Source organism: Proteus sp. NMG38-2 (assembly GCF_020640995.1).
In the GTDB taxonomy this organism is placed as follows: domain Bacteria; phylum Pseudomonadota; class Gammaproteobacteria; order Enterobacterales; family Enterobacteriaceae; genus Proteus.
Window position 1 is genome coordinate 2,252,698 of sequence record NZ_CP085481.1, and the last position, 12,417, is coordinate 2,265,114.

A 12,417-nucleotide genomic window follows, 5' to 3' on the forward strand; every position below is an offset into this window, starting at 1 on the left:
ACCTAGTTTATATGATACATCTTTTCAAGGATTTGCTAATCCCCAAACAATTAATTAATAATAATTATTTATAGCGACAGAAGTCGCTTTGAGGTTTATCATTAAATTCGCCGTTTTTTGGCTTTGGCAATGGAGAAAAGATGGTTAGCTCGCTTTATATCGTACTGGGCGCACTATTATTGATTAAATTGTCCCTCAATGTCGTAAAACTCAGAACACAATATCGGGTTGCTTATGGTGATGGTGGCTTTTATGAATTACAAACAGCCATCCGTGTTCACGGCAATGCGGTAGAATATATTCCTATTTCTATGATCTTATTGCTGGTCATGGAAATGAATGGTGCTTTTGTTTGGATGGTACACATCTGTGGCTCAATTTTAATCGCAGGTCGCTTCTTACACTCTTATGGATTAAAACACCGTGAACTTCGCTGGCGTCGTTCAGGCATGGCCGCCACTTACTTATCAATGGTATTGATGATCATTGCTAATATTTATTTCCTTCCTTGGATTCAAATCTTTTCCTTTTATTACTAAGTCCTCGTGGGAATAACATGATCATCCATGATCAAAACCGACATCCTTGCTGTTGTGTCTAATAACGGCAAGGTATCAAAAAGGTTTATTTATTTTTTCCAATTTCTTTCTAAATAATGCAACTTTGTGAGCACCGTCGCTTCTGGTAGAATGCTTGCTTCTTTTATTCCTTAAACCTATTTTAGTTATGTCGAATTCAAAATCATCACAACAAGACAGCTTATTTGCGACACCTATTGCAAACCTTGGTGACTGGCGCTTTGATGAAAAAGTCGCTGAAGTGTTTCCTGATATGATAAAACGCTCAGTACCCGGTTATTCAAATATCATCTCTATGATTGGTATGCTTGCAGGCCGCTTTGTTACACCCAATAGCCAAGTCTATGATTTAGGCTGTTCTTTAGGTGCAGCAACCCTTTCGATGCGTCGTAATATTGATGTGACAGGCTGCAAAATTATTGGTGTTGATAATTCACCGGCTATGGTAGAGCGTTGTCAACGCCATATTGATGCCTATAAAGCAGATACTCCCGTCAATATTATTGAGGGGGATATACTCGATATTGAGATCAATAATGCCTCAATGGTCGTGCTTAACTTCACCTTACAATTCTTAGCACCAAACGATCGCCAAATATTATTAAACCGCATTTACCAAGGCCTTAATCCTGGGGGTGTGTTAGTTCTTTCTGAAAAATTCAGTTTTGAAGATAAAGAAATTGGTGAATTATTGTTTAATATGCACCATGATTTCAAACGCGCTAATGGTTACAGCGAATTAGAAATTAGCCAAAAACGTAGCATGTTAGAAAATGTCATGCTGACAGACTCTGTTGAAACCCATAAAACTCGCTTACATAATGCGGGTTTCCCTCATGCAGAAGTTTGGTTCCAATGTTTTAATTTTGGCTCTCTTTTAGCGATTAAAGGCAATAACTAATGATTAATTTTGGTTCGTTCTATCAACTTATTGCGCAAGATGAGCGCTTATTTCATTGGTTAGATACATTACCTGCTCAATTATCAGAATGGCGCTCAAACGCGTTACACGGTCACTTTTCCTCATGGGAAAGAATGCTCGATGGTTTGCTTGAAATAACCCCTACTGAACTTGATTTAAAAAATGGAGTAATTGCCAATAAAACACCTACATTAAGTGCCGGTGAGCAACTAGGTTTAAATAATATTCTGAAATCCTTAATGCCATGGCGAAAAGGCCCTTTCTCTCTTTATGGGGTCGATATTGATACAGAGTGGCGTTCAGATTGGAAATGGGATCGTGTTTTACCTCACCTTTCCCCTCTTGAAGGCCGTTTAGTGTTGGATGTAGGTTGTGGCAGTGGCTATCACATGTGGCGAATGTTAGGTGAAGGTGCTGAGTTTGTTGTGGGGATCGACCCTACTCAACTTTTCTTATGCCAATTTGAAGCCGTCAGAAAATTATTAGGGAATGATCAACGTGCACATTTAATTCCTGTTGGTATTGAACAAATGCCAGAATTAAAAGCCTTTGATACCGTATTCTCAATGGGTGTACTTTATCATCGTCGTTCACCGCTTGATCATTTATGGCAATTAAAAAATCAATTGGTTTCAGGCGGTGAATTAGTATTAGAAAGCCTCGTTGTTGATGGTGATGAATTTCAATGTCTGATCCCTGGTGAACGTTATGCACAAATGCGTAACGTGTATTTTATTCCATCGGCAAAAATGCTAAAAGTTTGGTTAGAGAAATGTGGTTTTAAAGATGTACACATTGTCGATGAAAACACAACCTCTCTGGATGAACAACGTAAAACAGATTGGATGATAACGGATTCATTAGATGCATTCTTAGATGCTGACGATAAAACAAAAACAGTTGAAGGTTATCCAGCACCTAAGCGTGCAATATTAATTGCAACTAAGCCTTAAATTTGATTTATTTTAAGTGTGCTACAAATAATCATTATAAAAAGGGTATCTTATAGAGATATCCTTTTTTCTATATTAAATTGTATTTAAAAACGACTTCATCAAACTTGGATCTATTTATAACTATAAAATTGGCTCTATAAAAGCTCACTATGGCAAAATATAAAGAAAATAAGCAAGCTAAACAAAAAAGGATCGCACAACAAAAGCAGCAATCTCTGGTTCTTAATAAGCAACGAAAAGAGAGTGAAAAGCGAGAGCTGTTTTTTGCTAAGCAAAATTTTTTAGCAGAAGAATCACCCGTTACACTTACACCATTACAGCGTAAAATCAGTGAGTTATTCTCTTGGTTTGATTATTTTACCCAATTTTTCTATATCGCTTTTATTATTACCGTTTGGTGCTATCCCGCATTATTTAGTGTTCAGACCATTTATAATTTAACCGTTATTTTTATCTTTGAATTTATTCTGGTCCATTCAGGCCTATTTATGGCTGTATTAGCACGCACTAAGCTTATCTTTGTTCTTATCCCCGTTTATAGCGTATTTGCCTTTATGATTAATAGTTTTGTCATGGGCGATGAAAATATTGTGCTTTGGCTCTACGCCGTTATCGTCGCTAATCGCCTTATTGGTAGCTATCAAGCAAAAAGTAGAGAAGCTTGGAATAAAAACATTCTTAATTCTGCATATATGACGCTAAATTTTCTATTTTGTATTTTCTTAATTGCAATAATTCGATTTATTATTCCTTACGGTGGTTTAACACCCGAATATCTAGATAAAATAAATTATCTAAATTTAATTACCTCGCATAGTGAATATTTTAATGCGCCTCATGTTGGTATGGCATTAGGTACACTTCTATATACCATTCCTTTTATTTTTTTGACAATTACAATGTTTTCACCTCTTTATAAAAAAATTAAATTTATTTATAACAGAGAAAAAGTAACTCGAAGGTCACAACGTTAATTGCCTATTGATCAGGGGATGTTTATCGCTATAATGAGCTGGTTACCTATCCTATTTTATTTTATTTTTAAGAAGGCACTCCCCTACGATGAATTAAATTCTGCCAGAAAATTATTCAAATACCTTTTGGGGTATTCATTTTCTGTTACTGGCAGACAATAATTTATTTCGTCGCATCTAGAAAAAGATCTCGGCTGTCTGCCACCTATTTCGCTTAGGAGGTATTACTATGACAATAGCCTGTCACTTCTCACAACTTACAATCGAGTTTAATCAAAAACGTCTTTTTCCACCATTAACTCGCTCATTGGCTTGTCAGCACAATGCATTAATCGGCAATAACGGTAAAGGGAAATCTATACTACTAAGATTATTAGCACAAAAAATAACACCTTCATCTGGGCAAGTTAATTGGAATATGCCTTTTGTTCACGTTGATCAATTAACACGATTACAAGGTAATACACTTGCCCAAGCGTTAGATATTCATGAAATTTATCAAGCATTCCAACGTGTTGATGCCGGTATTGCTACATTAGAAGATATTGAGTTGCTTGATGGCAAATGGCAACTTCCTGTTACGTGGCAGAATTTATTAGATTCAGCACAACTCCCTGTCGCATTAGAGACTCCTATTACGCATTTAAGTGGTGGAGAACAAACACGTTTAGCACTTTGCCGCGCTTTTTTATGCGAGCAGAGTTTTCTACTCTTAGATGAGCCAGATAACCATCTTGATTATCAAGGACAACAATGGCTAATAAAACAGTTAGCTCAGCACAAAGCAGGCTCTCTTATTGTTAGTCATAATCGAAACTTGCTCTCATATGCGGACACTATTCTTGAATTAAGTGAGAAAGGTTTATCTGAATATGGTGGAAATTATGCTTTATATGAAACACAAAAAAGTGCAGAAATAGCCTCGTTGGAAGCCGCAAGTGATCGACTAAACAGCCAAATTAAAAATGAGAAACGCCAGCAACAAGCGACATTACAAAAAGCCGCACAACGAAAACGACAAGGCGAATCAATTAGGCAAAGTGGCTCCCAGTGCTTACTTTTATTGGATATGCAAAAAAATAGAGCAGAACAACGCCAATCAGCCGTAGCAAAACGGCATCAGCGTGTAATAGAAGATATGCAATCTCAAAAACAAGGTGTCGATGAAGAAAAAGTGCATATTCATCAGCAGAAAATGATCTTGAATTATCAAAGCGATGGGCATCGTTTAAATGTATTTGTAGATAATCTTCAGCTTCCGTATGGTTATCAGCGCCCTATTTCATTCTCAGCCTACGGTAATGAGCATTGGCATATTAAAGGTAAAAATGGGTGTGGAAAATCGACATTATTGAAATGTCTGATCCAACAATTTAGCCCACGCTCTGGTGAGTTTCGTCTTAATAAAAACTTTTGTTATCTTGATCAACATCTTGCACTACTTGATAAAACATTACCTGTTGCACAAGCACTACACCAATATCAACCCGCTATTTCTATCGAGCAATGGCGAACACGGCTGGGTATGTTAAGGATCAGAGGCGATAACTCATTACTCCCTCTAGAAAAACTAAGTGGTGGCGAACAATTAAAAGCAACGTTATTGGCTTTAACCCAGAGTCCAATTCCCCCTGCGGTATTATTGCTTGATGAACCAGATAATCACCTTGATATTGGATCTAAACAATTATTGGAAAATTTACTCGTTGAATATCAAGGTACATTATTACTGGTTTCGCATGATGAAGCTTTTGTGGAACGCTGTGGTATTACACATACATTATTATTAGGCGAGGTTATATAAAAAAACTGCGCCATAAAGGCGCAGTTCTAAAATCGTTAATTTGTGCTAATTAAGATGCTAATGGTGCATGAATACTCATAATATCTTTCATTGCTTCAACCGTGTCTTCATCCACACAATAATGGGTAAACTCATCAACTTCACTGTCTGAGCTCATTGTGACACCGGCTTTACGATAAATCATGGTTGAGGGTGCAACTTTACCTGCAGAGCTATGTATTTCTTTTAAACCTGCATCTAAGAATTTTTGGATATTACTTAGTCTTACACCAGCTCCCGCCATAATAACGGGACCTTGTGTTTTTTCATTTAATGTTCGTAATAAAGGTAAACCTAATTCTGCATTCGCTTGCTGGCCTGATGTTAAAATACGAGAAATACCTAATTGAGTCAGTTGTTCTAACCCTAATAATGGATTAATACACATATCAAAAGCACGATGGAAAGTAATAGCTAAAGGACCCGCAAGTTCCATTAGAATTTCCATTTTAGGCAAATCAATATGTCCTTCTTCATTTAATAAACCAACAACTGCACCAGGGAAGCCCATATCACGAATAAGGCTAATATCATTTTTCATTGCTGAAAAATCGGCTTGTGTGTAACAAAAATCCCCCCCTCGAGGGCGAATAATAGGATGAACGGGAATACGAACCAGATCTCTGACTTGTCTTAGCATTCCAAAGCTTGGCGTAATGCCACCTTCTGATGGACTGGTGCATAGTTCAATTCTATCCGCACCTGCTCGTTCTGCCACCAGCGCGCATTCTGCGCCAAAACAACAAATCTCCAACGTAGCCATATCATCCCTCTTTATCCTTAATACAGAAAGTAATCAGAAAATAAATATCATTTCTCAGCGATTACTAACAATAGTTGTCGAATATCGTTATTCATTCAATTCCACTATCAGAATTTTGTGCTGACACAAGCAAACTATTTTCTGAAAGTGTCGTTCAACACTCACTTTCTACGATTTCAAGTAACGAATAAGGATGATACTTCACAGTCACTTTACCATTAGAAATAGCCACTGTGGGATTGGGCAAGCGTTCTTTTTCACCTTTAGGTTCACTGATTTTTAAGCTAATACTCTCTGGTAAAGGAGATGGTAAAAATGCCATAACATTATTGACTAAATCAGAAGGTTCAACAGAGATCACTTGCTCAATATGTTCCCAACCTTGGTACTCATATTTTTTATGGGTGGGAAATGGTAATTCAACAATGGAAACCGCTTGATTTAAAACCGTTAATGGTGTGTCTAATTGAAAAAGATAAATTGGACGTCCGTTAATAATATTATCAGAAATACACTTTCCACATTGACTAAGACCTTTTCTCCATTGTTCAGCCAATATTAAGTCGTGACAACGTAACGAAATATGATCAATAAGATAAAGTGAAAAATTCAAACCTAACTGATTGGCAAGCTGTATCATTTTTTCTTCAAACTGTGGAAGCTCGTGAGTTAAATCATTTAATTGAGTGATTGAAGAAAATAACGCCATTTTGAGTAACCTTAATGAAAAAACAGAGAAAAAACCTTAAAGATAAGGCGCAGATGGTAGCATGTTCTAGCCGGAATATGTTATAAATTCAAGGTTAATCCTAATTCTTTATAATAAACCTGTCAGGCTTTTGTCGTCAGGTTTTATTTTCTCAATAATTTAAGGTAACCCGGTGAATATTCAGGCTTTTCTTTCAGAAAAAATCAGTGTGGCAATGTGTGCTGCTGGCGCACCCGCTGATAGCGAACCACTTGTCCGTCAGTCAGCCAAAGTGCAATTTGGTGACTATCAGGCAAATGGTGTCATGGGAGCAGCAAAAAAAATGGGGATCCCACCCCGACAACTCGCAGAGAAAATTCTGGAACAGCTTGATATTACAGGTATTGCAGATAAAGTTGAAATCGCGGGCCCTGGTTTTATCAATATCTTCTTATCGCCACAATGGGTTGCAAAGCAAGCAGAAGACGCATTAGTCGATGAACATCTGAATGTAACATCTGTTACACCTCAAACTATTGTTATTGATTATTCTTCTCCCAACGTTGCAAAACAAATGCATGTCGGCCACTTACGCTCTACGATTATTGGCGATGCAAGTGCGCGTACATTATCTTTCTTAGGTCATAACGTTATTCGTGCTAATCACCTTGGTGATTGGGGTACGCAATTTGGTATGTTAATTGCGTATTTAGAAAAAAAACAAAACGAAAATGCCGCAGATATGGCGTTATCTGATCTCGAAGAGTTCTATCGTGAAGCAAAAAAATGCTATGACGAAGATGAAGTCTTTGCAGAGCGTGCGCGTAATTACGTTGTAAAATTACAAGGCGGTGATGAGTATTGCCGTACAATGTGGCGCAAACTTGTTGATATCACGATGCAACAAAACCAAGTGACTTATCAGCGCCTTAACGTCACATTAACTGAAGATGACATTATGGGTGAAAGTCTCTATAACCCAATGTTACCTGGTATTGTTGCTGACTTAAAAGCAAAAGGCCTTGCTGTAGAAAGTGAAGGTGCAACCGTTGTTTTCCTTGATGAATATAAAAACAAGGAAGGCGAACCTATGGGTGTTATCGTTCAGAAAAAAGACGGTGGCTACCTTTATACAACAACCGATATTGCTTGTGCTAAATATCGTCACGATAATCTACATGCTGATCGTGTTCTCTATTATATCGACTCTCGCCAACATCAGCATTTAATGCAAGCATGGACAATTGTCCGTAAAGCAGGTTATATCCCTGATTCAATGTTACTTGAACACCATATGTTCGGCATGATGTTAGGTAAAGACGGTCGTCCATTTAAAACACGTTCTGGTGGTACTATCCGTTTAACGGATTTACTCGATGAAGCACAAGAAAGAGCGCGCACATTAATTGCTGAAAAAAATCCAGATATGGATAAAGATGAATTAAATAATGTTGCTCGCGTTGTTGGTATTGGTGCTGTGAAATACGCTGACTTATCTAAAAACCGTACAACAGATTACATCTTTGATTGGGATCTGATGTTAAGCTTTGAAGGTAATACCGCACCTTATATGCAATATGCTTATACTCGTGTTGCTTCAATTTTTAAACGTGCTGAAATTGATGAAAACACATTAACTCAGCCGATCACATTAGCACAGTCTCATGAAAAACAACTTGCATTACGTTTAGTGCAATTTGATGAGACCATCATGCAAGTTGCTCGTGAAGGAACACCTCATGTGATGTGTGCTTATCTCTACGATTTGGCACAAACCTTCTCTGGTTTTTATGAAAACTGCCCTATCTTATCTGCTGAAGATGAAAACACTCGCCAAAGCCGTCTAAAACTGGCGCGCTTGACCGCAAGAACCTTAAAACAAGGTTTAGATACTTTAGGGATCGAAACGGTTGATAGAATGTAATTAGCTTAAGCGCACAAATTACAGAAACAAAAAACCGATGGCATTTGACCATCGGTTTTTTTATACATTAATTCTTAATTCGATATAGCTAAAAAACACTTCAAACGATTACTCAATCTCACTTCCAATGCTACTTAATCATTAATCTTCATTAGCAGTTATAACATCCTGACACAATAGCCCTCTGATATCTTTTACCTCAATCCAACCATCAACACTATCTATTGGCTTGCTTGGGCTATAAAGGCGATCGTTGACGTCTTTAGCCGTAAATGACAGTTGCTCATTTGTTTTGTCAAATACACCCACACAGTTAACTGGCGTTAATTTTGAGGTATTGATTTTTCCATCAGCAGTACAACCAGCAAGAAATAACGTAGCTAATGATACAGAAATGATAATTGCTTTTTTCATAGTAGCTCCTTGACACTCTTTTATTTTTATTTTTACTAAAAACCGTCTAATTGATTATTTAGTAGTCTTTAAACTAGAAATATCTAATCGTTTATAACTGCCTTGAGTATAGCGAACAAATGGAGAAATATTTGAGTTATTGAGCTATTAAGGAAAAAAATAAGAACTATTGCGAAGGTTTTGAAAAGAGAGGGAAAACAGAAAACAATGGCGGACAAATGAAAGCAACAATTAGTGTACCATACCGAATTACCAGTAATCTAATTATCTATTAATAATAGATTTAGCATTAATTTCATTATTCACACGACTTATTGTTTACTGCTTATCCCTAGCAATCGTATTACCTATTTGAAGCGCAGACAAAATAGATATGATCACTTTCAGTAGTACTGAACGATAACAAGCAAATAACTTTACAGTCACGGTTAATCTACCTGAATAAAGAAATAATAATATGTCTTAAATCAAAAAAATTAAATATTTTAAAATATACTGCAATATTTTGAAATATTTGCAATATCTCATCATTAAGTAAGAAATATTTAACAGATGTGTCATTTTTTAAACCTAAACAACACCAGAGAGTTTATCTAAAAAAAGATAATTCGTCAAACCGTAAGTGCTTAGAATATAGCGTCTATTTTTTTACTTTATGTAGAATAGCTATACAAGTAAACAAATTGTCTAAAGATATTCGGTATGAATAATGATTAAATTAATTTATGCATTTCACTTAAAAAACACATTCCAATGCCGAAAAACTGTATAAATCATTCAGAAATTGGAAAAAAAATTTAATAAAAAAATAATGAAGAAAAAAAATTTCTGTATTTTTTTATTCTATTTTTCTTTTTGAACAGCATAGAGCTAATCTAACTAAATGCCAAAAGTGTGATCAATGTTGCATTATAAATAGTCTAGAAATAGAGAAAGGATCTAAATGAGAGGAATAGTAATGATAAAAAAATTGTTAATTTAAACCTCCCCGCTTTTATACAAAAAGCGGGGAGCATATTTTATGAACTATAAAGCGCGTAATGAAAAATGACGAGGCCTAAAACCTAATACATACAAAGCAACAAAATAACTGCCAGCCCCAACTACAACGACGAGTAATAGACGTAAAATACGCATAAGCATACTTCCGATATCCCAGCTTGGCATGATCCATAACATTCCAACTAAAACAGCCCCCATTACCACCAACGCAATTGTTAGTTTTAACAAAAAGACTGGCCAACCCGCCAAAGGTTGATAAATATCTTTTTTACGAATTTGCCAAAATAACATAGAGGCATTAAAACAAGCTGCAATACCAATAGAAAGCGCAAGACCAACGTGCTTTAAACTACCGACAAATGCGAGATTCATTAATTGTGTCAGTATTAATGTTGCGATAGCAATTTTTACAGGTGTTTTAATATCCTGACGAGAATAGAATCCAGGCGCTAAGATTTTTATGATAATAAGTCCCATCAGCCCAACACAGTAAGCGATTAACGCTTGTTGTGTCATTAACGCATCATGAGCATTAAAATTACCATACTGGAATAAAGATGCTGTTAACGGCCCTGATAATACAGCTAAACCAATCGTACAAGGTAGTGCCAATAAAAAGCACAGCCTTAATCCCCAATCCATTAGCTTTCTATATTCTTCAGTATTACCACTAGCAAAACTCTTCGATAATGAAGGTAATAAAATAGTGCCTAATGCAACCCCTAACACCCCAGTCGGTAGCTCCATAAGACGATCAGCATAATACATCCAAGAAACCGACCCTGACACTAAGAAAGAAGCAAAAATTGTATTGATAATTAAAGATATTTGGCTAACCGAAACACCTAAAATAGCAGGCCCCATTAATTTTAAAACACGCCAAACAGCACTGTTTTTAAATGAGACTCTAGGTAGTACAAGCATACCGATTTTTTTCAAATGTGGTAATTGGTAACCAAGTTGTAATATTCCGCCAGCAACAACCGCCCATGCCAATGCCATAATTGGTGGATTACAATAAGGTGCAACTACCAAAGCAAAAAATATCATACTGACATTGAGTAATGTCGGTGCAAAAGCAGGTACGGAAAAACGGTTCCATGTATTTAAAATAGAGCCCGTTAATGAAGCCAAAGAAATAAGGAAAATATAAGGAAAGGTTATTCGTAATAAATCGGTCGTAAGTTGAAACTTATCTGGCGAGCTACTAAAACCTGGCGCTGTGACATAAATAACCCATGGTGCAGCGATAATACCAATCACCGTAACAACGGCAAGGATCAGTGTTAGCATACCTGAAACATAAGCAATAAAAGTACGTGTTGCTTCATCACCTTGCTGACTTTTATATTCAGCTAATATTGGCACAAAGGCTTGAGAAAATGCCCCTTCTGCAAAAATACGACGAAGTAAATTCGGTAATTTAAATGCAACAAAAAAAGCATCTGTTGCCATACCTGCGCCAAAAATACGCGCAATGATTGCATCACGAATGAATCCTAAAACCCGTGAAAACATAGTCATAGAACTCACTGCGGCCAGTGATTTAAGTAAATTCATAAAGTCATTCTAAGTTTTGTTGAATGGAATAAAAAGAAAGGGACTATACTCCGTCTCTAACATCGAAAAATCAATCATCAATTGGCTAAAAATAAGCAGTTTCAACTTACTTTTAACTAATTCCAATAAGAGAAAAACACCTATAATTTATGGTCTAGCTAATATTTTTCTCAACATTAATTCCAACATCGTTTGGCTATCATTTTCACTAAACTCAGGATCGATAATATTTCTCCCCATAGAACCATCTGCAATCACAAATAACCAAGTAGCCATTTTTTCTGGCTCTAATAGCGGATCAATTTGCCCTTTTTTAATACCGTTTTCTAACATGGCAATCAAACGTTGCTTATTGTTTCTTTCATTTTCAATGAAAATTTCGTGAATACTCGCATTACGTGAAGCTTCAGCAAAAATTTCAATACTAATGCGCGCGTACTCTGGATGATTATAAAGCGCTATAATCTCTGTCATTAAACCAATAACTGCCTGAATACTCTCTTCTTGCGCTTCATAACGACAAAAAATCTCATCAAAAAGCTGTGCATCTTCTAATGCAATCGCTTCAATAATCGCATTTTTATTGGGAAAATAATGAAATACATTTCCGGGACTCATCCCTGCTTCATGACAAATTTCTGCTGTTGATGTGGAATGAAAGCCTTTTACGGCAAAGCAACGCATTGCAGCATCAATGATGTGCTTCATTTTTGCTTTTTGTTTTTCAGTCGCTGTCTTGTTCATAACCTAAAATCTCTAGACAAAATAAATCAGACTGATTAGTCTAGAATAA

Annotated in this window: 11 protein-coding genes; 6 read left to right on the top strand and 5 right to left on the bottom strand. The window is 36.3% G+C overall.

Annotation, left to right across the window (positions count from 1 at the left end; all coding sequences use genetic code 11):
- Positions 1–140: 140 nt before the first annotated feature.
- The 5 genes from LG402_RS10745 to LG402_RS10765 all read left to right on the top strand — a co-directional run bounded on the left by LG402_RS10745 (position 141) and on the right by LG402_RS10765 (position 5,234).
- Positions 141–539: an MAPEG family protein gene (locus LG402_RS10745; RefSeq protein WP_023582071.1), complete on the top strand. Its 399-nt coding sequence runs from the start codon at positions 141–143 to the stop codon at positions 537–539.
- A gap of 187 nt (positions 540–726) precedes the next feature.
- Positions 727–1,479 (top strand): carboxy-S-adenosyl-L-methionine synthase CmoA, encoded by a 753-nt coding sequence (gene cmoA, locus LG402_RS10750; RefSeq protein ID WP_227335352.1) that lies wholly within the window; start codon positions 727–729, stop codon positions 1,477–1,479.
- Positions 1,479–2,453 carry a tRNA 5-methoxyuridine(34)/uridine 5-oxyacetic acid(34) synthase CmoB gene (cmoB, locus tag LG402_RS10755; RefSeq protein WP_227335353.1) on the top strand — a complete coding sequence of 325 codons (975 nt, stop codon included), beginning with the start codon at positions 1,479–1,481 and terminating at the stop codon, positions 2,451–2,453. The genes cmoA and cmoB overlap by 1 nt, the downstream gene beginning before the upstream one ends.
- 152 nt (positions 2,454–2,605) lie before the next feature.
- A complete protein-coding gene (locus LG402_RS10760; protein ID WP_166541106.1) occupies positions 2,606–3,430 on the top strand; it encodes a hypothetical protein in 825 nt (274 codons plus the stop codon).
- Between the two features lie 229 nt (positions 3,431–3,659).
- A complete protein-coding gene (locus LG402_RS10765) occupies positions 3,660–5,234 on the top strand; it encodes an ATP-binding cassette domain-containing protein (protein WP_166541105.1) in 1,575 nt (524 codons plus the stop codon).
- 49 nt (positions 5,235–5,283) lie between these two features.
- On the opposite strand, the gene cutC is transcribed toward LG402_RS10765, so the two are convergent.
- Both cutC and LG402_RS10775 read right to left on the bottom strand, forming a co-directional pair.
- Entirely contained in the window at positions 5,284–6,036 is a 753-nt protein-coding gene (gene cutC / locus LG402_RS10770) for a copper homeostasis protein CutC (RefSeq protein ID WP_166541104.1), read from the bottom strand.
- 154 nt (positions 6,037–6,190) lie between these two features.
- Complete coding sequence (locus tag LG402_RS10775; protein WP_166541103.1) at positions 6,191–6,745, bottom strand: VOC family protein; 555 nt, start codon at positions 6,743–6,745, stop codon at positions 6,191–6,193.
- A gap of 172 nt (positions 6,746–6,917) precedes the next feature.
- On the opposite strand from LG402_RS10775, the gene argS reads away from it, so the two are divergent.
- Positions 6,918–8,648, top strand: coding sequence for an arginine--tRNA ligase (gene argS, locus LG402_RS10780; RefSeq protein WP_166541102.1), 1,731 nt, complete (start codon positions 6,918–6,920; stop codon positions 8,646–8,648).
- Between the two features lie 141 nt (positions 8,649–8,789).
- Here argS and LG402_RS10785 read toward each other — a convergent pair whose 3' ends face one another.
- The 3 genes from LG402_RS10785 to LG402_RS10795 form a co-directional block, all read right to left on the bottom strand.
- A complete protein-coding gene (locus LG402_RS10785; RefSeq protein WP_109407567.1) occupies positions 8,790–9,062 on the bottom strand; it encodes a hypothetical protein in 273 nt (90 codons plus the stop codon).
- 1,026 nt (positions 9,063–10,088) lie between these two features.
- A complete protein-coding gene (gene murJ, locus LG402_RS10790) occupies positions 10,089–11,624 on the bottom strand; it encodes a murein biosynthesis integral membrane protein MurJ (RefSeq protein ID WP_166541101.1) in 1,536 nt (511 codons plus the stop codon).
- Between the two features lie 147 nt (positions 11,625–11,771).
- On the bottom strand, positions 11,772–12,368 hold the full coding sequence (locus LG402_RS10795; protein ID WP_109407569.1) for a TetR/AcrR family transcriptional regulator: 597 nt from the start codon (positions 12,366–12,368) through the stop codon (positions 11,772–11,774).
- Positions 12,369–12,417 lie beyond the last annotated feature (49 nt).

What these genes read in the sequence shown, in the direction of transcription:
- cutC (WP_166541104.1), bottom strand. Translation starts at nt 6,036, where the DNA reads ATGGCTACGTTGGAGATTTGTTGTTTTGGCGCAGAATGCGCGCTGGTG.
- LG402_RS10760 (WP_166541106.1), top strand. Translation starts at nt 2,606, where the DNA reads ATGGCAAAATATAAAGAAAATAAGCAAGCTAAACAAAAAAGGATCGCA.
- LG402_RS10745 (WP_023582071.1), top strand. Translation starts at nt 141, where the DNA reads ATGGTTAGCTCGCTTTATATCGTACTGGGCGCACTATTATTGATTAAA.
- LG402_RS10785 (WP_109407567.1), bottom strand. Translation starts at nt 9,062, where the DNA reads ATGAAAAAAGCAATTATCATTTCTGTATCATTAGCTACGTTATTTCTT.
- LG402_RS10765 (WP_166541105.1), top strand. Translation starts at nt 3,660, where the DNA reads ATGACAATAGCCTGTCACTTCTCACAACTTACAATCGAGTTTAATCAA.
- LG402_RS10775 (WP_166541103.1), bottom strand. Translation starts at nt 6,745, where the DNA reads ATGGCGTTATTTTCTTCAATCACTCAATTAAATGATTTAACTCACGAG.
- murJ (WP_166541101.1), bottom strand. Translation starts at nt 11,624, where the DNA reads ATGAATTTACTTAAATCACTGGCCGCAGTGAGTTCTATGACTATGTTT.
- cmoA (WP_227335352.1), top strand. Translation starts at nt 727, where the DNA reads ATGTCGAATTCAAAATCATCACAACAAGACAGCTTATTTGCGACACCT.
- cmoB (WP_227335353.1), top strand. Translation starts at nt 1,479, where the DNA reads ATGATTAATTTTGGTTCGTTCTATCAACTTATTGCGCAAGATGAGCGC.
- LG402_RS10795 (WP_109407569.1), bottom strand. Translation starts at nt 12,368, where the DNA reads ATGAACAAGACAGCGACTGAAAAACAAAAAGCAAAAATGAAGCACATC.